Below are 24459 nucleotides of genomic sequence, written 5' to 3' on the forward strand. Positions count from 1 at the left end.
TTTGCTTTTGCGCGCGGAAAAAGGCGTGCTTCCTCGCTTCTTTTCTCGACTGCGAATGCCGGCGGCAACTGTCACAATTGCCCTGGAAACTACCCATCCTGCATGAAACGGATGGACGGCTACCTCCCCCAGGCGGATCGAAAACGCGCTCCAGAGGGCCTCCCGGGCCCCTCCGTGAAAGGCTGGAGCCCTTGTGTTTCCAGGCTTTCAGGGGTGTGGCAGGGCTTCTCCCAAGGCTTGCGGAAAAATGTCGGAAGGCTGATGGCATTTCATCCAACTGTCACATTCCTTTCATAGAGTCTTCATGCGGCCTGACGATACTGGCCCCCGTTCCATCCAACCCCATCCTGTCCAAGGAGCAAGGCATGAAACTCAAGCGTTTGATGGCGGCCCTGACGTTCGTCGCCGCAGGCGTAGGCGCCGCTTCCGCGGTAGCCGCGATCGACCCGGCGCTGCCGGAATATCAGAAAGCCAGCGGTGTGTCGGGCAACCTGTCGAGCGTCGGCTCCGACACTCTGGCCAACCTGATGACCATGTGGGCCGAGGAGTACAAGCGCCTCTATCCGAACGTGAACATCCAGATCCAGGCTGCCGGTTCTTCCACCGCGCCGCCGGCCCTGACCGAAGGCACCGCCAACCTGGGCCCGATGAGCCGCAAGATGAAGGACGTCGAGCTGCAGGCTTTCGAGCAGAAGTACGGCTATAAGCCGACCGCCGTCCCGGTCGCTGTCGACGCCCTGGCGATCTTCGTGCACAAGGACAACCCGATCAAAGGCCTGACCATGCAGCAGGTCGATGCGATCTTCTCCGCTACCCGCCTGTGCGGCAGCAAGCAGGACGTGAAGACCTGGGGCGACCTGGGCCTGACCGGTGACTGGGCGAAGAAGCCGGTGCAACTGTTCGGCCGCAACTCGGTTTCCGGCACCTACGGCTACTTCAAGGAAGAAGCCCTGTGCAAAGGCGACTTCCGTCCGAACGTCAACGAGCAGCCGGGTTCGGCTTCCGTGGTGCAGTCGGTCAGCCAGTCGCTGAACGGCATCGGCTACTCCGGTATCGGCTACAAGACCGCCAGCGTGAAGACCGTGGCCCTGGCCAAGAAGGAAGGCGCTGCCTTCGTCGAGGACAACGAGCAGAACGCCCTGAACGGCACCTACCCGCTGTCGCGCTTCCTCTACGTCTACGTGAACAAGGCGCCGAACAAGCCGCTGGATCCGCTGGAGGCTCAGTTCCTCAAGCTGGTTCTGTCCAAGACCGGCCAGCAGGTCGTGGTCAAGGACGGCTACATCCCGCTGCCGGCCAAGGTGGCCGAGAAGGCGATCAAGGAACTGGGCCTGTAATCCAGTGACTTGAGCGGATGGCCCAGCGATGGGCCGTCCAGGCATGAAGGCTCTGCCGGCGGGCGCTAGGACCCGCCGGCCTTTCCCGCCAGCGAGGCTCTGCTGGCGGGCTTTGTTGCGTCATGTTGCTGTCATCTGTCTGTCATACAGAGCCTTTAGGGTGTCACCCCATGAACGACATGGCCAACTCCCCGATGAACTCCTCCCTTGCTCCCGAGCGGATTGACTTCAATACGCCAGCCCTGCAACGCAAGCGCCGCATCCGTGCCCTCAAGGACCGCCTGACCCGCTGGTACGTGCTGGTCGGCGGCCTGGCCGTGCTGGCGGCGATCACCCTGATCTTCTTCTACCTGGCCTACGTCGTGCTCCCGCTGTTCCGCGGCGCCGACCTGGAGACCCGCGAAGCGCTGACTCCGGCCTGGATGCAGCAGGCGCAGGTGCCCCTGCTGCTCAGCATCGAGGAGCAGAACCAGGTGGCCATGCGCGTCGGCGGCCAGGGCGAGATCCTCTTCTTCAACGCCAAGACCGGCGTCGAACTGAAGCGTGTCGCTCTGCCGCTTCCGGCGGGCAGCGAGATCCGCTCGATCGCCCAGGACCAGCCGGGCAGCCCGACGGTCGCCCTGGGCCTGTCCAACGGACAGGTGCTGGTGTTCCAGCACACCTACAAGGTCACCTACCCGGACAACAAGAAGACCATCACCCCGGAGATCGCCTTCCCCTACGGCGAGACCCCGATCGGTCTCGATCCGCAGGGCCGCCCGCTGGAGCATGTGAGCATCAATGCCGGCGACGACAGCCTGCTGCTGGCTGGCTCCGTCGACAAGCAACTGCTGCTGTTGAGCATGACTCGCGAAGAGAACATGCTGACCGGCGAAAGCACGCTGGACGAGGAGCGCATCGAACTCCCGCAGATCGCCGAACCGGTGAAAGCCATCTACCTCGACCCGCGCAAGCAGTGGCTGTACGTGATCAACGGACGTGCCACCGCCGATGTGTTCGACCTGCACAGCCGCCAGTTGAACGGTCGCTACAAGCTGCTGGAAGACCCCAACGCCGAGGTCACCGCGAGCACCCAGCTGCTGGGCGGCATCTCGTTGCTGGTGGGCGATTCCAAGGGTGGCATCGCCCAGTGGTTCATGGCTCGCGATACCGACGGCGAACCGCGCCTGTCGCACGTTCGCGACTTCAACCTGGATGGCGCGCCGATCAGCGCCATCGCTCCGGAACAACGGCGCAAGGGCTTCATCGCCCTGGACGAGAAGGGCAACCTCGGCGTCTTCCACAGCACGGCGCACCGTCCCCTGCTGGTCCAGCCGGTCGCCGACTCTTCCGGGGTCATCACCCTGTCGCCGCGGGCCAACCGACTGCTGCTGGAGCAGGGTGGCAAGATCCACCGCTTCGCCCTGAGCAACCCGCACCCGGAAATCTCCTGGAGCGCGCTCTGGGGCAAGGTCTGGTACGAGAGCTACGACAAGCCGGCCTACGTCTGGCAGTCCACCGCCGCGACCACCGACTTCGAACCGAAGCTGAGCCTCTCGCCGCTGACCTTCGGCACGCTCAAGGCCGCCTTCTACGCGATGATCCTGGCAGCTCCGCTGGCCATCGCGGCCGCCGTCTACACCGCCTATTTCATGGCTCCGGCGATGCGCCGCAAGGTCAAGCCGGTGATCGAGCTGATGGAGGCGCTGCCGACGGTGATCCTCGGCTTCTTCGCCGGCCTGTTCCTGGCGCCCTACGTCGAAGGCCACCTGCCAGGGGTGTTCAGCCTGCTGTTGCTGACGCCGCTGGGCATCCTTCTCGCCGGCCTGCTCTGGAGCCGCCTGCCCGAGCGTATCCGCCTGAGCCTGCCGGCCGGCTGGGAAGCCGCGCTGCTGATCCCGGTGGTGCTCGCCGTCGGCGCCTTCGCCCTGTGGCTGAGCCCGCACCTGGAGACCACCTTCTTCGGCGGCGACATGCGCCTCTGGTTGAGCCACGACCTGGGCATCACCTACGACCAGCGCAATGCCCTGATCGTCGGGCTGGCAATGGGCTTCGCGGTGATCCCGAATATCTTCTCGATCGCCGAAGACGCCATCTTCAGCGTGCCGCGCAGCCTTACCTACGGCTCCCTGGCCCTGGGCGCCACGCCCTGGCAGACGCTGACCCGCGTGGTGATCCTGACCGCCAGCCCAGGCATCTTCTCGGCGCTGATGATCGGCATGGGCCGCGCCGTCGGCGAGACCATGATCGTGCTGATGGCGACCGGCAATACCCCGGTGATGGAACTGAACATCTTCGAAGGCATGCGCACCCTGGCAGCCAACGTTGCGGTGGAGATGCCCGAGTCGGAGGTCGGCGGCAGCCACTACCGCGTGCTGTTCCTCTCGGCGCTGGTACTGCTGACGTTCACCTTCGTGATGAACACCCTGGCAGAGCTGATCCGTCAGCGTCTGCGCAAGAAATACGCGTCGTTGTAAGCGGCGGAGGTATAGCTCTGTGAAACAGAAACAGGAAACCGTCAAAGCCTGGTTCGGCAGCGGCTCGCCCTGGGTGTGGATGAACGCCGGCGCGGTGTCGATCGCGGTGATCATGACCATCGGCCTGCTGGCGGTGATCGCGGTACGCGGCCTCGGCCACTTCTGGCCGGCGAACGTCATCGAGGCGACTTACCAGATCCCTGGCGAAGCCGCCAAGACCGTGATCGGCGAGGTGGTCCAGGCCGAGGAAGTGCCGCGCGCGCGCCTGCGCAGCGCCGGCATGCCGGTCCCGGAGGCCGGCCCCGAATTCATGACCCGCGAGCTGCTCAAGCTGGGCAACCGCGAGCTTTACGGCAGCGATTTCTCCTGGGTCGTCGGCGAGTGGCTGCAGGACATCAAGCGTCCCGAAGCGCTGATGGTTCTCGAACGCCGCGAGTGGGGCAACTTCTACGGCTACCTGCTGAGCGTCAAGGAGAACGGCCAGGTGGTCGCCGAAGGCGACGCCGCGGTAGGCGAACTGCAGAAGCGCATGCAGCGGGTGGATGACCTCTACGCCAAGCTCTACAAGCTGGAGAAGGGCGACATCGGCGGGATCAACCACGGTCTCGAGCGCCTGCGCCTGAAAGAGCGCAAGTTGCAGTTGGACGGCAAGCTGGACGCCGCCGCCCAGGCCGACCTGGCCGCCGAGCGCAGCGAGTTGCAGGCGCGCTACAAGGTCCTGGAAGAGCAGCTCAACGGCCTGCACCAGGAGTTCAACCGCGACAGCGTGGTAATGCGCGACGCCAGCGGCCGCGAGAGCGAAATCACCCTTGGCAAGCTGGTGCATGCCTACCAGCCCAACGCCATGGGCCTGGGCACCAAGATGACGGTGTACTTCAAGAAGCTCTGGGAGTTCCTCAGCGACGATCCGCGCGAGGCCAATACCGAGGGCGGTATCTTCCCGGCGATCTTCGGCACCGTGATGATGACCCTGGTGATGGCGCTGATCGTCACCCCGTTCGGCGTGATCGCTGCGGTCTACCTGCGCGAGTACGCCAAGCAGGGGCCGCTGACCCGGGTGATCCGCATCGCCGTGAACAACCTCGCCGGCGTACCGGCGATCGTCTACGGCGTGTTCGGCCTGGGCTTCTTCGTCTACGTGCTGGGCGGTTCCATCGACCGGCTGTTCTTCCCCGAGGCCCTGCCGGCGCCGACCTTCGGTACCCCCGGACTGTTCTGGGCCTCGCTGACCCTGGCGATCCTCGCCGTGCCGGTGGTGATCGTCGCCACCGAGGAAGGCCTGGCGCGGATTCCGCGCGCGGTCCGCGAAGGCTCCCTGGCGCTCGGCGCGACCAAGGCGGAAACGCTGTGGAAGATCGTCCTGCCGATGGCCAGCCCGGCGATGATGACCGGCCTGATCCTCGCCGTGGCCCGTGCCGCCGGCGAAGTGGCGCCGCTGATGCTGGTCGGCGTGGTGAAACTGGCACCGTCGCTGCCGGTCGACGGTAACTATCCGTACGTGCATCTCGACCAGAAGATCATGCACCTCGGTTTCCATATCTACGACGTCGGTTTCCAGAGCCCCAACGTCGAGGCCGCACGGCCGCTGGTATACGCTACGGCGTTGCTGCTGGTCGTGGTGATCGCCCTGCTGAACTTCTCCGCCATCGCGATCCGCAATCGCCTGCGCGAGAAGTACAAGGCCCTGGAAAACTGATTGAGGGAGCTTCCCATGCAAAACGAGACCGCCAGCCACGGCATCAACTTCGATGCGCTCGGCCGCGACCGCCAGAGCCTCGACCTGGCTTCCGAAAGTGTCGAACTGGAAGTGCCCGGGCTGAACCTGTTCTACGGCGCCAAGCAGGCCCTTTTCGACGTCCGGATGAACATTCCGAAGCAGCGCGTGACCGCCTTCATCGGCCCGTCCGGCTGCGGCAAGTCGACCCTGCTGCGCTGCTTCAACCGGATGAACGACCTGGTGGATGGCTGCCGCGTCGAAGGCGAGATTCGCCTCGATGGCCACAACATCTTCGCCAAGGGCGTCGACGTCGCCGAGCTGCGCCGTCGCGTCGGCATGGTGTTCCAGAAGCCCAACCCGTTCCCCAAGAGCATCTACGAGAACGTGGTCTACGGCCTGCGTATCCAGGGCATCAACAAGAAGCGCGTACTTGACGAGGCCGTCGAGTGGGCGCTGAAGGGGGCTGCGCTGTGGGAGGAGGTGAAGGATCGCCTGCACGAGTCCGCCCTCGGCCTGTCCGGCGGCCAGCAGCAGCGCCTGGTGATCGCCCGGACCATCGCGGTGGAACCGGAAGTGCTGCTGCTCGACGAGCCGTGCTCGGCGCTGGACCCGATCTCCACGCTGAAGATCGAAGAGCTGATCTACGAGTTGAAGTCGAAGTTCACCATCGTCATCGTTACCCACAACATGCAGCAGGCCGCGCGGGTTTCCGACTATACGGCGTTCATGTACATGGGCAAGCTGATCGAGTTCGGCGACACCGATACGCTGTTCACCAACCCGGCGAAGAAGCAGACCGAAGACTACATCACCGGCCGCTACGGCTAGCGGCGCGTCCGGAGGCGCGGCGATACCGCTGCCTCCGGCGCTCTCCGTAGCTCGTTGATGTCACCGGTCGCAGCGGCTCCAGAAGGATTCCCCACATGATCAACAAAGACAGTCTCACCCATCACATCTCCCAGCAGTTCAACGCCGAGCTGGAGGATGTGCGCAGCCACCTCCTGGCCATGGGCGGGCTGGTGGAAAAGCAGGTCAACGACGCGGTCAACGCGCTGATCGACGCCGACTCCGGCCTCGCCCAGCAGGTCCGCGAGATCGACGACCAGATCAACCAGATGGAGCGCAACATCGACGAGGAGTGCGTGCGTATCCTCGCCCGGCGTCAGCCGGCGGCCTCCGACCTGCGCCTGATCATCAGCATCTCGAAGTCGGTGATCGACCTCGAGCGGATCGGCGACGAGGCCTCCAAGGTCGCCCGCCGCGCCATCCAGCTGTGCGAGGAAGGCGAGTCGCCGCGCGGCTACGTCGAGGTTCGGCACATCGGCAGCCAGGTACAGAAGATGGTGCAGGAGGCACTGGACGCCTTCGCCCGCTTCGATGCCGACCTGGCGCTGTCCGTGGCGCAGTACGACAAGACCGTCGATCGCGAGTACAAGACCGCCCTGCGCGAGCTGGTCACTTACATGATGGAAGACCCGCGGGCGATATCCCGCGTGCTCAACATCATCTGGGCCCTGCGCTCGCTGGAGCGCATCGGCGACCATGCGCGCAACATCGCCGAGCTGGTGATCTACCTGGTTCGCGGCACCGACGTTCGCCACATCGGCCTGACCCGCATGAAGGAAGAGGTCGAGAACAACCGCGGCGAGTGATCTTCCGCAGGCAAGGCTCCCTTGACCTGGAGCCTTGTTTCTTCGCGCGACTGCAGCAAGGCTTGGCATCCTGCCAGCAGGGGAGGCTATCCTAGGCGGACCTGTCCAGGAGAAGTCGATGAGCAAAGTCAGCGCGCTAGTGGTGGATGACGCCCCCTTCATCCGAGATCTGATGAAGAAAGGGTTGCGCGACAACTTCCCCGGCCTTCATATCGAGGAGGCCGTGAACGGCCGCAAGGCCCAGCAACTGCTTAGTCGGCAGAACGTCGACCTGATCCTCTGCGATTGGGAGATGCCGGAGATGTCCGGCCTCGAACTGCTGACCTGGTGCCGTGCCCAGGAAAACCTCAAGACTACCCCGTTCATCATGGTCACCAGTCGCGGCGACAAGGAGAACGTGGTCCAGGCGATCCAGGCCGGGGTGTCGGACTACATCGGCAAGCCATTCTCCAATGACCAACTGGTGGCCAAGATCAAGAAGGCCCTGAGCCGCAGCGGCAAGCTGGAAGCCCTGGCGGCCCACGCGCCGCGCCGGGAGATCGCCAGCGGCATGGCCAACGATTCGCTGGCCGCCCTGACCGGTGGTCGCGCCGAGGTGATCAAGCCTGCCGCCAGTCCGGCAAAACCGGCCCCCGCGCCGAAGCCGGCTTCGGCTCCCCAGGCCAGCGCGCGTCCCGCCGGCAGCGGCAACCCGCTGGGGCAGGCGCAATTGCGCCTGCCGCAGAGCAGCATGCCCTGCGTGATCAAGGCGGTCAGTCTGAAGGAAGCGCAACTGGTGGTGAAGCGCGCCGACCCGTTGCCGCAGGTGCTGGAAAGCGCGGTGCTGGACCTCGAGGAAAACAGCGACGTGGCGCGCCTGAACGGCTACCTGCACGCCATCGCCGCGCTGGAGCCGAAGCCGGATAGCGATTGGCTGCTGTTGACCCTGCGTTTCGTCGACCGCGACCCGCAGAAGCTCGACTACCTGTCGCGCCTGATCGCCCGCGGAAGTACCCAGAAGCACTACGTTCCCGGCGCCTGAGCGGTTTTTTCCCGACGATCCGTTCACAGCCCGCTCGCTGTCGTCTCGCCCTGGCAATAAAGCGCTGCTAGTCTTGCCGATTCGGGATAACCAGAACGACACGATCCGTGCAGTCATGCTAGGGCGCCTTCTCCTTCTCTGTGGCCTGTTCGCCGCGGCAGCTCCGGCTGCGGCCCTGACCATCTACAAGTACACCGACGCCAATGGCGTGGTGACCTACTCCGACCGCGCCGTGGCCGGGGCGCAGGTGTTCGTCTTCCGCGACCGGATGGTCGAGCACCTGGAACGGGAAGTGAAGCTGGAGACGAAGAAGCACGCGGGTGGCGAGACCCTGCAGGTGCGCAACGACCTCTACGCGCCGGTCGAGGTCGAGTTGCGGATCCGCAACCCGCGCAATGCCGTTGGGGTGCCCGACGGGCCGATTCGCTGGGTGGTCCCGGCGCGCAGCCAGGTGCGCCTGGCGACCCTGGCGCCGCGCAAGGCCGGCAAGCCGATGAGCTACACCCCGAAGCTGCGTTACGCGCTCGGCGACCCGCGCCAGCAGCCGCTGCTCTATCGCTATCCGCTGCCCTGGCGCGGCGGGCCGTTCCGCCTGTCCCAGGGCGCCAATGGCAAGTACAGCCACTTCACCCCCAAGGGCCGCTACGCGATGGACATCGCCATGCCCGAGGGCACGCCGATCATCGCTGCCCGCGGCGGCACCGTGGTGAAGATCGAGAACAACCAGAGCGGGCGCGGCAACAATCCCTCGGGCAACTTCGTCCGCATCCTGCACGACGACGGCACCATGGGCGTCTACCTGCACCTGATGCGCCATTCGGTACTGGTCGCCGAGGGCCAGCGGGTCCAGGTCGGCACGCCGCTGGCGCGCTCCGGCAACACCGGCAACAGCAGCGGGCCGCACCTGCACTTCGTGATCCAGCGCAACGTCGGCCTGGCGCTGGAGTCGATTCCCTACGACTTCGCCCAGCCGGTCGACAGCCTGCCGAACTTCGCCATCGTCCGCGAGCCTTGAAAAGTCGCCGGCGCCGTGGCGGCGCCGGCTCGTCTCAGTCGAGCTTGACCACCTTGGCCAGGACGATCTTCGGACCGCGCATCTTCTTCACGATGATCCGCAGGCCCTCGGTGTCGAGGACTTCCTCTTCCTCCGGCACCCGCTTCAGGGTGTCGTAGACCAGCCCGGCGAGAGTGTCCGCCTCGACATGATCGAGGTCGATGCCGAGCAGGCGCTCGAGCTTGAACAGCGGTGTGTCGCCGCGCACCAGCAGCTTGCCCGGCTGGTAGGCGAGGATGCCGCGCTCGGTCTTGCGGTGTTCGTCCTGGATGTCGCCGACCAGCACTTCCAGCACGTCCTCCATGGTCAGGAAGCCGACCACCTTGTGATCGGCCTCTTCCACCACGGCGAAGTGCGCGCCGCCCTTGCGGAACTGCTCCAGCAGGCGCGACAGCGGGGTGTGCTTGGTGACGATCTCCAGCGGGCGCACCAGTTCGTCGAGGTCGAAGGTCTCCGGCAGGCTGTCCAGGGCGGACAGCGCCAGCAGCAGGTCCTTGATGTGCAGCAGGCCGATGAACTCGCCCTTGTGGCTGTCCCAGACCGGGTAGCGGCTGTACTTATGGCGGCGGATCACCGCGAGGATGTCCGCCAGCGGCGCGTCGTGCTCGAGGTAGACCAGGTCTTCGCGGGAGTTGGCCCAGTCGACCACCTCCAGTTCGCCCAGCTCCACCGCCGAGGCCAGCACGCGCATGCCCTGGTCGCTGGGGTCCTGGGCGCGGCTGGAGTGGAGGATCAGCTTCAGTTCGTCGCGGCTGTAGTGATGCTCGTGGTGCGGGCCGGGCTCGCCCTGGCCGGCGATCTTGAGGATGGCGTTGGCGCTGGCGTTGAGCAGCCAGATCGCCGGGTACATCAGCCAGTAGAAGAGGTACAGCGGCACCGCCGTCCACAGCGACAGCAGTTCCGGCTTGCGGATCGCCCAGGACTTGGGCGCCAGCTCGCCGACCACGATGTGCAGGTAGGAAATGATGAAGAACGCGGTGAAGAAGGAGATACCGCGGATCAGTTCGTCGGAATGCACGCCGATCATCGCCAGCAGCGGTTCCAGGAGTTCGGCGAAGGCCGGCTCGCCGACCCAGCCCAGGCCCAGGGAGGCCAGGGTTATGCCCAGCTGGCAGGCGGACAGGTAGGCGTCCAGCTGGTTGTGAACCTTGCGCAGGATGGCGCCGCGCCAGCCGTGCTGCTTGGCGATGGTTTCCACGCGGGTGGCGCGGAGCTTGACCATGGCGAACTCGGCGGCGACGAAGAAGCCATTGAGCAGGACGAGGAAAAGCGCGAAGAGGATCAGGCCGGCATCGGCGAAATAGGTGGCGATGCTGGTACTAGGAGAAGGGTCCATGGGGGTGTGCGGTAGCCAAAAGGCCCTTAAGAATGAGGGGCTGTGTCGTCGCTTGCAAGCCTTGGCCGTGCCGACGCCGGCGGCGCGGCACCGCGACGAGGCTCACTTCGGCGCCTTGCGCTCGGCCTCGGCGACCTGCGCCGGGGCGAAATGGCAGGTGAAGGTGCTGCCCTTGCCGGGCACGCTGCTGATTTCCAGGCGCGCGCGGTGGCGGATCAGCACGTGCTTGACGATGGCCAGGCCGAGGCCGGTGCCGCCGGTGTTGGAGGCGCGGCTGGAGTCCACCCGGTAGAAGCGCTCGGTCAGGCGCGGCAGGTGCTTGGGATCGACGCCGATACCGGTGTCCTGCACCGACAGGTGCGCGCCCTGTTCGTCGGCCCACCAGCGGATGCGGATCTCGCCTTCGTCGGGGGTGTACTTCACCGCGTTGAATACCAGGTTGGAGAAGGCGCTGCGCAGTTCCGCCTCGCTGCCCTTGAGCTGCACAGCGGGTGCGGCGTCCAGGCTGATGCGGTGGTTGCGCCCGGCGGACAGGGCCTGGGCGTCGTTACGGATGCTGGCGAGGAGAGCGTCCACCGCCACCGGCTTGTTGTCGCCGGGGTAGTCGGTGGCCTCCAGCTTGGCCAGCAGGAGCAGGTCGTTGAGCAGGTTCTGCATGCGTCCGGCCTGCTGCTGCATCTGCTGCAGGGCGCGCAGCCAGCGCGGGTTCACATCCTCGACGTTGTCGAGGAGGGTCTCCAGGTAGCCGGCGATCACCGTCAGCGGCGTACGCAGCTCGTGGGAGACGTTGGCCACGAAGTCCTTGCGCATCTGCTCCAGCTGGTGGACGCGGGTGACGTCGCGGACCAGCATCAGGTGCTCGCGGTTGCCGTAGAGGGTGATGTGGAATTGCAGGCGCAGGCGCTCGTTGATCGGCGAGGGGATTTCCAGCGGCTCCCGGTAATCCTCCTGGTCGAAGTATTCCTTGAAGCGCGGATGGCGGATCAGGTTGCTCACCGGCTGGCCACCGTCCTGCGGGGTCTTCAGGCCGAGCAGGTTTTCCGCGGCGAGGTTCCACCATTCCAGGTTGCCGTCGCTGTCGAGCATGATCACCGCGTCACGCAGGGCCGCGGTGGACTCCTGGATCCGGTCGATCACCGCCTGCAGGCGGCCACGGGCGCGCTGGTTGCGGCGTTGCAGGTGGTAGATATTGTCGAAGACTTCGCCCCAGAGGCCGTAGCTGTCCGGCGGTGGCTCGTCTGGCTGGTGGTTGCGCAGCCACTGGTGCAGGCGCAGTAGCTGCCAGAGGGTCCAGCCGAGGTAGAGAGCCAGGCCGAGGGCCAGGGCCCAGCCGTAATGGCCGCTGACCACGCCGAGCACGAGGCTGGCGGCCAGCACGAGAAGCAGGTGGCGGATCAGCGCTCCACGCCAGTCTTGGTTCACGACGGATTGCATCCTGTCCAGTGGCGGTCCGTCACGGGACCGTCCAGGGGAAACGACTCCGGCCGCTGGGCGGCCGGGAGCGGGGTCAGCTCTTGGTGGAGAAACGATAGCCGGTCCCGCGGACAGTCTGAACCAGATTTTCGTAGACCTCGCCGAGCGCCTTGCGCAGGCGGCGGATATGCACGTCGACGGTGCGCTCCTCGACATAGACGTTGCCGCCCCAGACCTGGTCCAGCAGTTGGCCGCGGGTATAGGCGCGTTCCTGGTGAGTCATGAAGAACTGCAGCAGGCGGTACTCGGTGGGGCCCATCTCGGCCGGCTTGCCGTCGATGGTCACGCGGTGGCTGATCGGGTCCAGCAGCAGGCCGCCGACCTCGATCGGCGCCTCGCTGTCGCCAGGCCCGGTGCGGCGCAGCACGGCCTTCAGGCGGGCGACCAGCTCGCGGGGCGAGAACGGCTTGGTGATGTAGTCGTCGGCGCCGACCTCCAGGCCCTGGATCTTGTTGTCCTCCTCGCCCTTGGCGGTGAGCATGATGATCGGGATGTCGACGGTCAGTTCGTCACGCTTCAGGCGTCGCGCCAGTTCGATGCCGGAAGTGCCGGGGAGCATCCAGTCGAGCAGGATCAGGTCCGGCTTGCGGTCGACGATCACCGCGTGCGCCTGCTGGGTATTTTCCGCCTCCAGGCACTCGTAGCCGGCCATCTCCAGGGCCACGGCGATCATCTCGCGAATCGGTGCTTCGTCATCAACGATGAGGATTGTCTTGCCAACCATGGTCTTGCCTCGGGTCGATCTGTCTTGCGCCGCATTAGATAACGAAATTGTGTCAGGTATGTGACACAACGGCGTAGTTTCCGCCGACTGCCCGCGGCGGGGCTATGCTCAACAGGTTCCGGTGCCGTCCCTGCGGGCGGCGAACGCTCCACCTGAAGACACAGGAGAGAGACGCGATGAACAGAATCCACCTGGCGCTGGGTCTGGCGCTGGCCCTGCCGGCGTTCGCCGCGCTGGCCCAGGAAACGGTGGCGCCGGCCACCGAAAAGGACGGCGTGCTGGTCGATGGCAAGGGCATGACGCTCTATACCTACGACAAGGACAGCGAAGGGCAATCCGCCTGTTCCGGGCAGTGCGCGAAGAACTGGCCGCCGCTGGCCGCGGCCCAGGGAGCGCAGGCCAGCGGCGACTGGAGCCTGGTCGCTCGCGAGGACGGCACCCAGCAGTGGGCCTACTACGGCAAGCCCCTTTATACCTTCATCCAGGACAAGAAGCCTGGCGACAAGAACGGTGACGGCAAGATGGGCGCCTGGCACGTCGCCCAGCCGGACATGGACTAGACGGCCGCCGGCCTGCGCGCCGCTCAACGCAGCGCGTAGTCGGCGACCGTGCCGAGGAAGATCGCCAGGCCAGCCCAGTGGTTGTGCAGGAAGGCGCGGAAGCAGGCCTGCGGGTCGCGGTCGCGGGTCGACCAGGCTTCCCAGACGAAGCAGGCCGCCGCCACCGCCAGGCCGAGGTAGAAGCACAGGCCCAGTTCGAAGCGGTTGCCGGCCAGCACTAGCAGGAGCAGGGTCAGGCCCTGCAGGCTGCCGATGATCAGGCGGTCGGCATCGCCGAAGAGGATTGCGGTGGACTTGATGCCGATCTTCAGGTCGTCCTCGCGGTCGGTCATCGCGTAGTAGGAGTCATAGGCGACCGTCCACAGCACGTTGGCCAGGAACAGCAGCCAGGCGCTGGCCGGCAATTCGCCGCGCTCGGCGGTGAAGGCCATCAGGATGCCCCAGGAATAGGCGGCGCCCAGCACCACCTGCGGATAGTAGGTGTAGCGCTTCATGAAGGGGTAGAGCGAGGCCACGGCTACCGCGCCGAACGACAGCCAGACGGTCGTTGCATTGGTCAGCAGGACCAGGCCGAAGCTCAGCGCGACCAGAACGGCGAAGGTGATCCAGGCCTCGCGCACGCTGATCTTGCCGGTGGCCAGCGGGCGCGCCTTGGTGCGTGCGACATGGCCGTCGAAATTGCGGTCGGCGAAATCGTTGATCACGCAGCCGGCTGCGCGCATCAGGATGACGCCGAGGACGAAGATCAGCAGGTTCTTCAGTTCCGGCACGCCGTCCGCGGCGATCCACAGCGACCAGAGGGTCGGCCAGAGCAGCAGGTAGATGCCGATCGGCCGGTCCAGCCGCACCAGTTGGACGAAGTCCCAGGCGCGGGGGTGCAGGCGGGCCAGCGGCTTGATCAGGGTGACGAACATGGGGACCTCCGGAGTCGACCGGGGGATTATACGTCGGCGATTCCCGCCTGGTCCCACAGGCGCGGTAGGTACACCTCCGCCACCAGCACCCCGAGCGCGCCGCGGGAAAACCGTGAGCGACGGCCCCAGAGACCCTCGGCGCGGACCTCGGCGGGCAGACCGGCCGCCGGATAGCGGCAGACTTCGATGGGCCCGCGCTCGAAGGCGCTGTCGCTGAACAGCAACTCGCCCAGCGAGCGGGTGCCGAGCAGCGCCAGGTCGAAGCCCGAGCCTTCCAGGGCGCTGCGCGCCGCCACGCTGCGGGCGAACACCCAGGGACGGTCGTGGCCATGCAGGTAGACCTCGCGGACCCAGCCGCTACTGCCGGGAGGGACGTCGAGCCCCTGGCATTCGTCGTCGCGCAGGGTCTGCCAGCCTTCCAGCAGGGGTTCGACGCGGAACGCGCCGTCGGCCAGGGCGGTCAGGCGCCGGGTCAGCGACCCCTCGTCGAACAGCCAGTCGAGGACGGCGGGGGAGACGCTTGACAGTTGGTCGGCGCGAAGCCAGAGCGCATTGCTGGGCATGACGGGACTACGAGACGGCGGCAGAAGGCGGCGAGGGTAGCACGTTCGGCCGGCGGCCGGTCTGCGACGCGGTGGCGCGTCACCCCCAGCCGTTCAGGCGCAGGGTGGCGCGGACCAGGCGCTGTTCTTCCTGCTCGATCTCCCGCAGGTTGTCGCGGATGCTGTGGATATGTTCGCGCGCCGCCCGTTGCGCCTGGTCCGGCTGGCGCTCGCGGAGGGCCGCGTAGAGGCGCGCGTGCTGGCGGTCGATCTGGCGTTTCTGCGGCGGCCGGTGATAGAGGTTGTTCACTGAGGCGAACACCGTGCTCAGCAGCAGTTCGTTGAGCGATTGCAGGGTATGCACCAGCACCGGATTGTGCGATGCCTCGCTGATCGCCCGGTGGAACGCGTGGTCGCGGCGGGCGTGCTCGCGGGGATCGATCGGCTGGGTTTCCTCGTGGCTGGCGAGCATCTCTTCGTAGCGCCGGGCGAGCAGGACGAAGTCTGCCTCGGTGCCGCGTAGCGCTGCCAGGCGGGCCGCCTCGCCCTCCAGCAGGGCGCGGACTTCGAGCAGGTCGTAGAGGGTGCGCGGCTGGGAGCCGAACAGGTGCATCAGCGGGCTGACGTCGGCGTTGCGGTCGAGGTCGGCGACGAACGACCCACGGCCATGCTCGGTGTCGATGATGCCGCGCCCGCGCAGCGCCCGCAGGCCCTCGCGCAGGGCCGAGCGCGAGCAGCCGAGCTTGGCCACCAGGCGCCGCTCGGACGGCAGAGCCTGGCCGACCTTGAGCACGCCGTCGACGATCAGCCGCTCGATACGCTCTGCGACCTGGTCGGCCACCCGCTGTTTCTGCATGGAAGCTCCCGTTGCACTGGTAGGACCAGTTGGCTGTCGTTACTCACTATAGAAGCTCAGGGACTTTCTAGCATGCGCCTCATGCCCATGGCTCCTGGTGATACTGGTAGGACCAGTTAGACGCCTGCTGGACCCCGGCGTCCGCGCGGTACAGGCTGTGGACGCTTGCTGATCCCGCCGACAACCACAACAAGGACAGCCGCCATGAACATCCTCTACGACGAGCGTCTGGACGGTCCGCTGCCGCAGGTGGACAAGGATGGCCTGCTGGCCGAGTTGCGCCTCCGCCTGCCCGACCTCGAACTGCTGCACGCCGCGGAAGACCTGCGTCCCTACGAGTGCGACGGACTCTCGGCGTATCGCTGCACGCCGTTGCTGGTTGCATTGCCGGAACGCATCGAACAGGTTCAGGGCCTGCTCGCCCTCTGCCATCGGCTGAAGGTGCCGGTCGTGGCGCGTGGTGCCGGCACCGGCCTGTCCGGCGGCGCGCTGCCGCTGGAGAACGGCGTGCTGCTGGTGATGGCGCGTTTCCGGCGGATCCTCGAGATCGATCCGCTGGGTCGTTTCGCCCGGGTCCAGCCTGGCGTGCGCAACCTGGCGATCTCCCAGGCCGCTGCCCCTCATGGTCTGTACTACGCACCGGACCCGTCCTCGCAGATCGCCTGCTCCATCGGCGGCAACGTCGCGGAGAACGCCGGCGGCGTGCATTGCCTGAAGTACGGCCTGACCGTGCACAACCTGTTGCAGGTGGACATCGTGACCCTGGAAGGCGAGCGCCTGAGCCTGGGGTCCAGCGCCCTGGACAGCGCCGGCTTCGACCTGCTGGCGCTGTTCACCGGCTCCGAAGGGCTGCTCGGCGTGGTGGTGGAGGTCACCGTCAGGCTGTTGCCGCGCCCGCCGGTGGCGAAGGTCCTGCTGGCCAGCTTCGACGATGTGGAAAGCGCCGGGCGGGCGGTGGCCGACCTGATCGGTGCCGGCATCGTCCCGGCCGGGCTGGAAATGATGGACAACCTGTCGATCCGCGCCGCTGAGGATTTCATCCACGCCGGTTACCCGGTCGACGCGGCGGCGATCCTGCTCTGCGAACTGGATGGCGTGGAAGCCGACGTGCACGAGGATTGCGAGCGGGTCCGCGAGCTGTTCGAGGCGGCTGGCGCCACCTCGGTGCGACAGGCCCAAGACGAGGCCGAGCGCCAGCGCTTCTGGGCCGGGCGCAAGAATGCGTTTCCGGCGGTCGGGCGGATTTCCCCCGATTACTACTGCATGGACGGCAGCATCCCGCGCCGCGAGCTGCCGCGGGTGCTGCATGGCATCGCCGAGCTTTCGCGCGAATACGGCCTGCGGGTGGCCAACGTATTCCACGCCGGCGACGGCAACATGCACCCGCTGATCCTCTTCGACGCCAACCTGGCGGGCGAGCTGGAGCGCGCTGAAGCGCTGGGCGGCAGGATCCTCGAGTTGTGCGTGGCGGTAGGCGGCAGCATCACCGGCGAACATGGCGTCGGCCGCGAGAAGATCAACCAGATGTGCGCTCAGTTCAATGCCGACGAGCTGACCCTGTTCCACGCCGTGAAGGCGGCGTTCGACCCGGCCGGGCTGCTCAATCCCGGCAAGAACGTGCCCACCCTGCATCGCTGCGCCGAGTTCGGCGCCATGCACGTCCGCCACGGTCGACTGCCGTTCCCCGAACTGGAGCGTTTCTGATGAGCCAGCCGTATTTCGATCCGGACGCTGGCGCCGACCATGCCGGCGCGCTGCTCGAGCGGGTCCGCGACGCCCTGGCGCGGCGCGCGCCGCTGCGCATCGTCGGTGGCGATAGCAAGGCGTTCCTCGGCAGGCCGGTTGCGGGCGAACCGCTGGCGCTCGCCGAACACCGTGGGATCGTCGCCTACGATCCCTGCGAACTGGTGATCACCGCCCGTGCCGGTACGCCGCTGGACGAGCTACAGGCCGTGCTGGCGCGCGGCGGGCAGATGCTTGCCTGCGAGGCGCCGGGTTTCGGCGGCCGGGCGACGGTCGGCGGGGTGCTCGCCAGCGGCCTGTCCGGACCGCGCCGGCCCTGGGCGGGAGCGGTACGCGATTTCGTCCTCGGGACGCGGCTGATCAGTGGCCTGGGCACCCACCTGCGCTTCGGCGGCGAGGTGATGAAGAACGTCGCCGGCTACGACCTGTCGCGGTTGCTGGCGGGCAGCTTCGGTTGCCTCGGGGTGGTCACCGAAGTGTCCTTCAAGGTGCTGCCCATGCCGCGCTGCCAGGCCGGCCTGAGCCTGGACCTGCCGGTGGCGACGGCGTTGCGCAAGCTGGCCGAGTGGGGAGGCCAGCCATTGCCGATCAGTGCGGCCTGCCACGACGGCGAAGCCCTGCGCCTGCGCCTGGAGGGCGGCGAGGGCTCGGTACGCTCGGCGCGCGACCGCCTCGGTGGCGAAGCGCTCGAGGACGGCTTCTGGGCCGACCTGCGCGAGCAGCGCCTGCCGTTCTTCGACGACCCGCGACCGCTCTGGCGCCTGTCGCTGCCGGCGCTGGCGCCGGAGACGCCGTTGCCCGGTCGTCAGTTGCTGGACTGGGGCGGGGCGCTGCGCTGGCTGAAAAGCGACGCGCCGGCCGCGGACATCCGTGCGTGGGCCGCCGCCCATGGCGGTCACGCCACCTGCTACCGCGCCGGCCATCTCGATGCGCCGTTCCAGCCGCTACCGCCTGGACTGCTCGGCCTGCACCGGGCACTCAAACGCCAGCTCGACCCGCAGGGCATCTTCAATCCCGGGCGGATGTACGCCGAACTCTGAGGAGGCGCGATGCAAACCAACCTCTGCGATTCCGCCCGGCAACGCGCCGAGGCCGCCGAAGCCGAGCGCATCCTGCGCAGCTGCGTGCACTGCGGTTTCTGCAACGCCACCTGCCCGACCTACCAGGAGCTGGGCGACGAACTCGACGGCCCGCGCGGACGGATCTACCTGATCAAGCAGTTCCTCGAGCGCGACGAGGCCAGCGAGCGCACCCGCCTGCACCTCGATCGCTGCCTGAGCTGCCGCAACTGCGAAACCACCTGCCCGTCCGGAGTCGAGTACCACAAGCTGCTGGATATCGGCCGCGACCTACTCGCCGAACGCCTGCCGCGCGGCTTCCGGCAACGCCTGCTGCGCGACGGGCTGCGCCTGCTGGCCCCGCGCCCGGGGTTGTTCGGCGCGCTGGCCGGCGCTGCCGGGCGGCTGAGGCCTCTGCTGCCTGAGGCGATGCAGGGCAAGCTGCCACGTCGGGTCGCGGCGCCGGGCAGGCGGCCGCAGCCCCGGCATGCGCGGCGCGTGCTGCTGCTCGAAGGTTGCGTGCAGCCGGCGCTGTCGCCGAACACCAACGCCGCCGCCGCGCGGGTTCTGGACCGCCTGGGAATCAGCGTGACGCCGGCGGCCGCGGCCGGCTGCTGCGGCGCGCTGGATTTCCACCTGGATGCGCAGGAGCGCGGCCGCCAGCGCGCGCGGCGCAATATCGACGCCTGGTGGCCGTTGCTGCGCGAGGGTGCCGAGGCCATCGTGCAGACCGCCAGCGGCTGCGGCGCCTTCGTCAAGGACTACGCCTACCTGCTGCGCGACGACCCACGGTACGCGGACAAGGCGCGCGAGGTCGCCGCCGCTGCCCGCGACCTGGTGGAAGTGCTTCGCGACGAGCCGCTGGAGTCCCTCGGCCTGCGCTGCGACCAGCGCCTGGCGTTCCACTGCCCATGCACACTGCAGCACGCGCAACGACTGGGCGGGGCCGTGGAGGCGGTGCTGCGGCGACTGGGCTTCCATCTCACCGAGGTGGCCGACGGTCATCTCTGCTGCGGGTCCGCCGGCACCTACTCGCTGACCCAGCCGGCGCTGTCCCGGCGTCTGCGCGACAACCGCCTGGACGCCCTGGAAAGCGGCGCGCCGGATGTCATCGCCACGGCCAACGTCGGTTGCCAGGCCCATCTCGACGGGGCCGGACGGACCCCGGTACGCCACTGGATCGAGCTGCTCGACCAGGCCTTGCCCGGAGGAGAGTGAAACCATGCACAGCAAGCCGGTACTCGGCCGCGAGGAGGTCGCCCGCGTCCTTGGCGCGGCCCGCGAGGAGGCACAGCGCCAAGGCTGGGCGGTGAGCATCGCGGTGGTCGACGACGGCGGCCACCCGCTGGCGCTGGAGCGCCTCGACGGCTGCGCGCCGATCGGTGCCTACATCGCGACGGAAAAGGCCCGCAGCGCCGCCCTCGGGCGCCGGGAAACGAAGCGCTACGAGGACATGATCAACGGCGGACGCAGTGCCTTCCTCTCGGTGCCGCTGCTGCAGGCCACCCTGGAGGGCGGCGTGCCGATCCTGGTGGACGGACAGGTGGTCGGCGCGGTCGGGGTTTCCGGCGTACGCGCCGAAGAGGACGCCCGGGTGGCGCGGATCGGAGCCGAGGGGTTGTGAGGCGACCGGTGGGCACCACCCATCTTTGGTTGGCCCGTTCGGCACCACCTTGCCTTTCGGGCAGGTTGGCGGACAGGGTGGATTTGTTATAGGTTGCCGGCGCTGAACCGTGGTAACCCGCCCGAGGTAAACAATGAAGAAGTGGCAATGCGTGGTGTGTGGACTGATCTATGACGAGGCCAAAGGCTGGCCGGAAGAAGGCATCGAGGCGGGAACGCGCTGGGAAGACGTGCCTGAAGACTGGCTGTGCCCCGACTGCGGCGTCGGCAAGCTGGACTTCGAGATGATCGAAATCGGCTGAGCCCCGCTCGCCGGCGAAGAAGGCGGCCCTGGCCGCCTTTTTTCATGCCTGGCCAGCGGCCGTCCAGGAGTTATCCTTGGGACTTGGGTCCGGTCATTGACTGTCCTGCCGGGAACGCCCGGCAGCCTTGCCGTTGGCCGGCCACCGACGCTGAGCTAGGTTCGACGAACGAGGAGGGTGGCTATGCGCAAGTGGCAATGCGTGGTCTGCGGCTTCATCTACGACGAAGCCCTGGGCCTGCCCGAAGAAGGCATTCCGGCGGGAACCCGTTGGGAGGACATCCCGGCGGACTGGGTCTGCCCGGACTGCGGTGTCGGCAAGATCGATTTCGAGATGATCGAGATCGCCTGAGCGAAATCCACAGAAGCGGCGCCCGGCGCCGGCAATCACAGAGGAACGGAAATGAGCGAGCGTGCGCCCCTGGTAATCATCGGAACCGGCCTGGCGGGCTACAACCTGGCCCGCGAGTGGCGCAAGCTGGACGGCGAGACGCCGCTGCTGATGATCACCGCCGACGACGGCCGTTCCTATTCCAAGCCGATGCTCTCTACCGGCTTCTCGAAGAACAAGGACGCCGACGGCCTGGCCATGGCCGAACCGGGCGCCATGGCCGAGCAACTGAACGCGCGCATCCTGACCCATACCCGGGTCACCGGTATCGATCCCGGCCATCAGCGGATCTGGATCGGCGAGGAAGAGGTGCGTTATCGCGACCTGGTCCTGGCCTGGGGCGCGGAGCCGATCCGGGTGCCGGTCGAGGGCGATGCCCAGGACGCGCTCTACCCGATCAACGACCTGGAAGACTACGCGCGCTTCCGCCAGGCGGCTGCCGGCAAGCGCCGGGTACTGCTGCTCGGTGCGGGGCTGATCGGTTGCGAATTCGCCAACGACCTCTCCAGCGGCGGCTACCAGCTCGACGTGGTGGCGCCTTGCGAGCAGGTCATGCCGGGCCTGCTCCACCCGGCCGCGGCGAAGGCCGTGCAGGCAGGCCTGGAAGGCCTCGGCGTGCGCTTCCACCTGGGGCCGGTGCTGGCCAGCCTGAAGAAGGCCGGCGAGGGGCTGGAAGCGCATCTTTCGGATGGCGAGGTGATTCCCTGCGACCTGGTGGTCTCCGCCGTCGGCCTGCGTCCGCGCACCGAACTGGCCTTCGCCGCCGGGCTGGCGGTCAACCGCGGGATCGTCGTCGACCGCTCGCTGCGCACCTCCCACGCCAACATCTACGCGCTGGGCGACTGCGCCGAAGTGGACGGCCTCAACCTGCTCTATGTGATGCCGCTGATGGCCTGCGCACGCGCGCTGGCGCAGACCCTCGCCGGCAACCCCAGCCAGGTGGCCTACGGTCCCATGCCGGTGACGGTGAAGACCCCGGCCTGCCCGCTGGTGGTGTCGCCGCCGCCCCGCGGAATGGATGGCCAATGGCTAGTGGAAGGCTCTGGAACGGACCTCAAGGTCCTGTGCCGGGATACCGCTGGTCGAGTGATCGGTTATGCCCTGACCGGAGCGGCGGTGAACGAAAAATTGGCCCTGAACAAAGAGTTACCCGGCCTCATGGCTTGAATGCCATTGGTTCCGGCCGTTATGCCGTCGAGACTTGCGGCAAAATTGTCGGACGATACTGGCGCAGTCCTCGGGAGCATGCCATCCTCCATCGCGTCTACCGCAGTCTAGAGCCTATGGTTCCGGTGGACTGCGGTGCCTTTGAGCGCTGCTGGGAAGACAGCACGGACACAAAAACAACAAACCGTCAAAGAGGCAACTATGCGTAAACCAGAACTAGCCGCCGCTATCGCCGAAAAGGCCGATCTCACCAAGGAACAGGCCAATCGCGTTCTCAACGCCCTGTTGGATGAAATCACCGGCGCGCTGAACCGCAAGGACAGCGTGACCCTGGTCGGTTTCGGCACCTTCCTGCAACGCCATCGCGGAGCCCGCACGGGGAAGAACCCGCAGACCGGCCAGCCGGTGAAGATCAAGGCCAGCAACACCGTCGCCTTCAAGCCGGGCAAGGCCCTGCGCGACGCGGTCAACTGACCGCCGAGAGCCCGGAGTCAGAGCGGCTCCGGGCTTCGTCGAAGATGCTTCCGCGCTCATCGAAAGGACAGCTGTAGTCCTCCTCGCGAACAGCTACAATGCGCCGCTCATCTCCCCGGATATCGAGGCGCGTGCATGAAATTTCGTCTTCTCCTGTGGATGCTTGGTCGCCTGATGGCCAAGGCCAGCCGCGACAATCCCGCTTTCCAGAAGCAGCTCGAGGGCAAGGACCTGGTGTTCCAGTTGCATACCCTCGACGGCAAGGTGGCGCGCCACTACCTGGTCAGGGACCTGCGCGTCAGCAGCAAGCGCGGTACCCATCCGCAACCGGCATTTTCCCTGGGGTTCAAGGACGGAGCCTACGGTTTCGCCGCGATGACTTCGAAGAACCCGCAGTTGGCCTTCATGCAGGGCATCCAGAACAAGGACATCCAGATACAGGGCAATCCGGCGCTGGTGATCTGGTTCCAGGGTCTGGTGAAGTACCTCAAGCCGAAGAAGAAGGCTCCGGAGAAGAAAGCCGCCTGAGGGCGGCTTTCGATCTCATCCGGGCTGCGGCCGCAGCCTTTCGGTAGTGCGTTTCGCAGCGGACTACCCGGTCACCCCGGCAAGCGATTGAACTGGGCCGCCAGTTCGCGCAGGGCCGCTTCCGCTTCCAGCACCTTTTTCACGGCGTCCCCGGCCTTCTCCGGGGTGATCCCCAGGCGCTCGTACAATGCCGCCGGAATCGCTTGCTGCGGGCCATCGCCGATGCCGCTGTTGCGCAGCAACCGGTTGGTCAGGCAGATCAGGTTGGCGTAGACCGCGTTCGACCCGGTGTAGCTGGGATCCTGCTGGAAGCGCAGGGCGCAATAGAGGTCGTCAGGCATGTCCCAGACGCGCATCAGCCAGGCGCCGATCTGCTCGCGGGTGATCCCCAGCAGGTGCTGTTCGATATAGGCATGGCCGAGGTGCGGGTTGACCTCCAGGTGCCGGCAGATCAGCGAGAAATGCGGCGGGAAGACATGCGCCAGGACCAGGTAGCCGAAATTGTGCAGCAGGCCGCCCAGGTAGCTCAGGCCGGACTCCGGGCGCAGCTCGCGCGGCATGGCGCGGGTCAGGCCCTCGATCACCGCGGCGGTGTAGATCGCTTGCTGCCAGTAGGGCGTGGCCTGCTGTGGCTGGTCCTTGGGCAGGCTCAGGCTCTTGCCCAGGGCGAGGCCGAGGGCCAGGTTGATCACCAGGTCGAAACCGAGGACGCGGACGATCGCGTCTTCCACCGAGCGGATCTTGCCCGGAGCGGCGTAGTAGGGCGAGGCCGCCCAACTGACCACCTGGGCGGCGAGCGCCGGATCGGTTTCCACCAGACCGGTGATGTCGTCGACGCTGGCGTTGGGGTCGACCCGCAGCTTGATGATCTTCTGCGCCGTCTGCGGCAGCGGTGGAATCTCGATGGTCTGCTCCAGGCGCTGCTGGATGCGCCGGGCGGTGAAGGCCTGCACGGCCTGGCTGATTTCCGCGCGGTCGTCGTCCGGGCGGTCAAGGTTCAGGTTGATGTTTTCCAGCGGTTCGCCGAAGCGCGCGGCGCTGGCCTTGCCCAGCAGGCCGCGGAAGTCGTTGCTGGCGATCTCCAGGAGGATGCCGGGCTGGCCGGACTCGATCAGCAGGCGCGGTTCCTGCAACAGGCGCTCGTCGTACAGGCAGGGCGAACTGGTCAGGGGCGGCAACGCCGGCAGGCGGTGCAACTCGTGCTTGCCGAGCATTCGTTCCAGGCGCTCGGGCTTGATCGCCAGCAGCTTGCGGCCGGTCAGTTCGGTGAGCCGGGCGAGGTCCAGCAACTGGCTCTGCGGGAACAGCACCAGCAGGGTGCCGACGGCGTCGTCCAGCAGCACCGCCTGGACCCGGCGGGCGGCAGGCAGCTCCGCGCTGTCGCTGACCTCGCGGCAGGCGATGCCTAGCTTGGCGAGCAGCTGGAGGATGACCTGGGGGGCGTGCGGAGCATCGGCGGAGGCCAGGGCGGCTTCTGTCATGACGAGACCATGCGAGCTGGATTTTCCCTCAGTATAACCAGAGCTGCTTCA

Annotated in this window: 24 protein-coding genes; 17 read left to right on the plus strand and 7 right to left on the minus strand. The window is 66.8% G+C overall.

Annotated elements, in window-relative coordinates:
• Nucleotides 1-365 precede the first annotated feature (365 nt).
• The 7 genes from pstS to HMPREF2716_RS03990 all read left to right on the plus strand — a co-directional run bounded on the left by pstS (nt 366) and on the right by HMPREF2716_RS03990 (nt 9198).
• Nucleotides 366-1337 (plus strand): phosphate ABC transporter substrate-binding protein PstS, encoded by a 972-nt coding sequence (gene pstS, locus HMPREF2716_RS03960; RefSeq protein ID WP_003096673.1) that lies wholly within the window; start codon nt 366-368, stop codon nt 1335-1337.
• Nucleotides 1338-1759: 422 nt separating this feature from the next.
• On the plus strand, nt 1760-3793 hold the full coding sequence (locus tag HMPREF2716_RS03965) for an ABC transporter permease subunit (RefSeq protein WP_083318185.1): 2034 nt from the start codon (nt 1760-1762) through the stop codon (nt 3791-3793).
• Between the two features lie 19 nt (nt 3794-3812).
• Nucleotides 3813-5489 carry a phosphate ABC transporter permease PstA gene (gene pstA / locus HMPREF2716_RS03970; RefSeq protein ID WP_003096667.1) on the plus strand — a complete coding sequence of 559 codons (1677 nt, stop codon included), beginning with the start codon at nt 3813-3815 and terminating at the stop codon, nt 5487-5489.
• 15 nt (nt 5490-5504) lie between these two features.
• Nucleotides 5505-6338: a phosphate ABC transporter ATP-binding protein PstB gene (pstB, locus tag HMPREF2716_RS03975; RefSeq protein ID WP_003096663.1), complete on the plus strand. Its 834-nt coding sequence runs from the start codon at nt 5505-5507 to the stop codon at nt 6336-6338.
• A gap of 95 nt (nt 6339-6433) precedes the next feature.
• A complete protein-coding gene (gene phoU / locus HMPREF2716_RS03980; protein ID WP_003096661.1) occupies nt 6434-7162 on the plus strand; it encodes a phosphate signaling complex protein PhoU in 729 nt (242 codons plus the stop codon).
• Nucleotides 7163-7280: 118 nt separating this feature from the next.
• On the plus strand, nt 7281-8183 hold the full coding sequence (locus HMPREF2716_RS03985; protein WP_003096657.1) for a response regulator: 903 nt from the start codon (nt 7281-7283) through the stop codon (nt 8181-8183).
• Nucleotides 8184-8298: 115 nt separating this feature from the next.
• Complete coding sequence (locus HMPREF2716_RS03990) at nt 8299-9198, plus strand: peptidoglycan DD-metalloendopeptidase family protein (RefSeq protein WP_003096656.1); 900 nt, start codon at nt 8299-8301, stop codon at nt 9196-9198.
• A gap of 34 nt (nt 9199-9232) precedes the next feature.
• Here HMPREF2716_RS03990 and HMPREF2716_RS03995 read toward each other — a convergent pair whose 3' ends face one another.
• The 3 genes from HMPREF2716_RS03995 to phoB form a co-directional block, all read right to left on the minus strand.
• Complete coding sequence (locus tag HMPREF2716_RS03995; protein WP_003096655.1) at nt 9233-10573, minus strand: hemolysin family protein; 1341 nt, start codon at nt 10571-10573, stop codon at nt 9233-9235.
• Nucleotides 10574-10675: 102 nt separating this feature from the next.
• Complete coding sequence (gene phoR, locus HMPREF2716_RS04000; protein ID WP_003121316.1) at nt 10676-12007, minus strand: phosphate regulon sensor histidine kinase PhoR; 1332 nt, start codon at nt 12005-12007, stop codon at nt 10676-10678.
• Between the two features lie 73 nt (nt 12008-12080).
• Nucleotides 12081-12770, minus strand: coding sequence for a phosphate regulon transcriptional regulator PhoB (phoB, locus tag HMPREF2716_RS04005; protein WP_003096653.1), 690 nt, complete (start codon nt 12768-12770; stop codon nt 12081-12083).
• 176 nt (nt 12771-12946) lie between these two features.
• Between phoB and HMPREF2716_RS04010 the strand changes: the two genes are divergently transcribed.
• Nucleotides 12947-13330, plus strand: coding sequence for a COG4315 family predicted lipoprotein (locus HMPREF2716_RS04010; RefSeq protein ID WP_003096652.1), 384 nt, complete (start codon nt 12947-12949; stop codon nt 13328-13330).
• Nucleotides 13331-13353: 23 nt separating this feature from the next.
• On the opposite strand, the gene ubiA is transcribed toward HMPREF2716_RS04010, so the two are convergent.
• The 3 genes from ubiA to glcC all read right to left on the minus strand — a co-directional run bounded on the left by ubiA (nt 13354) and on the right by glcC (nt 15642).
• Nucleotides 13354-14244, minus strand: a complete 891-nt coding sequence (gene ubiA / locus HMPREF2716_RS04015) for a 4-hydroxybenzoate octaprenyltransferase (protein ID WP_003104612.1) — start codon at nt 14242-14244, stop codon at nt 13354-13356.
• Nucleotides 14245-14270: 26 nt separating this feature from the next.
• On the minus strand, nt 14271-14807 hold the full coding sequence (locus tag HMPREF2716_RS04020) for a chorismate lyase (RefSeq protein WP_003123730.1): 537 nt from the start codon (nt 14805-14807) through the stop codon (nt 14271-14273).
• Nucleotides 14808-14886: 79 nt separating this feature from the next.
• Nucleotides 14887-15642 (minus strand): transcriptional regulator GlcC, encoded by a 756-nt coding sequence (glcC, locus tag HMPREF2716_RS04025; protein ID WP_003115387.1) that lies wholly within the window; start codon nt 15640-15642, stop codon nt 14887-14889.
• A 204-nt stretch (nt 15643-15846) separates the two neighbouring features.
• On the opposite strand from glcC, the gene glcD reads away from it, so the two are divergent.
• The 9 genes from glcD to HMPREF2716_RS04070 all read left to right on the plus strand — a co-directional run bounded on the left by glcD (nt 15847) and on the right by HMPREF2716_RS04070 (nt 22927).
• Nucleotides 15847-17346, plus strand: coding sequence for a glycolate oxidase subunit GlcD (gene glcD / locus HMPREF2716_RS04030; RefSeq protein ID WP_003104603.1), 1500 nt, complete (start codon nt 15847-15849; stop codon nt 17344-17346).
• Nucleotides 17346-18425, plus strand: coding sequence for a glycolate oxidase subunit GlcE (glcE, locus tag HMPREF2716_RS04035; protein ID WP_003136272.1), 1080 nt, complete (start codon nt 17346-17348; stop codon nt 18423-18425). The genes glcD and glcE overlap by 1 nt, the downstream gene beginning before the upstream one ends.
• Nucleotides 18426-18434: 9 nt before the next feature.
• Nucleotides 18435-19661 carry a glycolate oxidase subunit GlcF gene (gene glcF, locus HMPREF2716_RS04040; RefSeq protein WP_003136271.1) on the plus strand — a complete coding sequence of 409 codons (1227 nt, stop codon included), beginning with the start codon at nt 18435-18437 and terminating at the stop codon, nt 19659-19661.
• A gap of 4 nt (nt 19662-19665) precedes the next feature.
• Entirely contained in the window at nt 19666-20067 is a 402-nt protein-coding gene (locus tag HMPREF2716_RS04045) for a heme-binding protein (protein WP_003098332.1), read from the plus strand.
• Between the two features lie 133 nt (nt 20068-20200).
• On the plus strand, nt 20201-20368 hold the full coding sequence (locus tag HMPREF2716_RS04050; protein ID WP_003098330.1) for a rubredoxin: 168 nt from the start codon (nt 20201-20203) through the stop codon (nt 20366-20368).
• 183 nt (nt 20369-20551) lie between these two features.
• The gene (locus tag HMPREF2716_RS04055) at nt 20552-20719 is read left to right on the plus strand and encodes a rubredoxin (RefSeq protein ID WP_003098329.1); all 168 of its coding nucleotides are present in this window, start codon (nt 20552-20554) and stop codon (nt 20717-20719) included.
• A gap of 51 nt (nt 20720-20770) precedes the next feature.
• A complete protein-coding gene (gene alkT / locus HMPREF2716_RS04060) occupies nt 20771-21925 on the plus strand; it encodes a rubredoxin-NAD(+) reductase AlkT (protein ID WP_003114369.1) in 1155 nt (384 codons plus the stop codon).
• A 201-nt stretch (nt 21926-22126) separates the two neighbouring features.
• Nucleotides 22127-22399, plus strand: coding sequence for an HU family DNA-binding protein (locus HMPREF2716_RS04065; protein ID WP_003096630.1), 273 nt, complete (start codon nt 22127-22129; stop codon nt 22397-22399).
• 135 nt (nt 22400-22534) lie between these two features.
• A complete protein-coding gene (locus HMPREF2716_RS04070; RefSeq protein WP_003096629.1) occupies nt 22535-22927 on the plus strand; it encodes a hypothetical protein in 393 nt (130 codons plus the stop codon).
• 71 nt (nt 22928-22998) lie between these two features.
• Here the strand turns inward: HMPREF2716_RS04070 and HMPREF2716_RS04075 are convergent, their stop codons facing one another.
• Complete coding sequence (locus HMPREF2716_RS04075; protein ID WP_023518204.1) at nt 22999-24408, minus strand: HDOD domain-containing protein; 1410 nt, start codon at nt 24406-24408, stop codon at nt 22999-23001.
• Nucleotides 24409-24459: the final 51 nt, after the last annotated feature.

The organism is Pseudomonas sp. HMSC076A11 (genome assembly GCF_001810205.1).
Lineage (GTDB): Bacteria > Pseudomonadota > Gammaproteobacteria > Pseudomonadales > Pseudomonadaceae > Pseudomonas > Pseudomonas aeruginosa.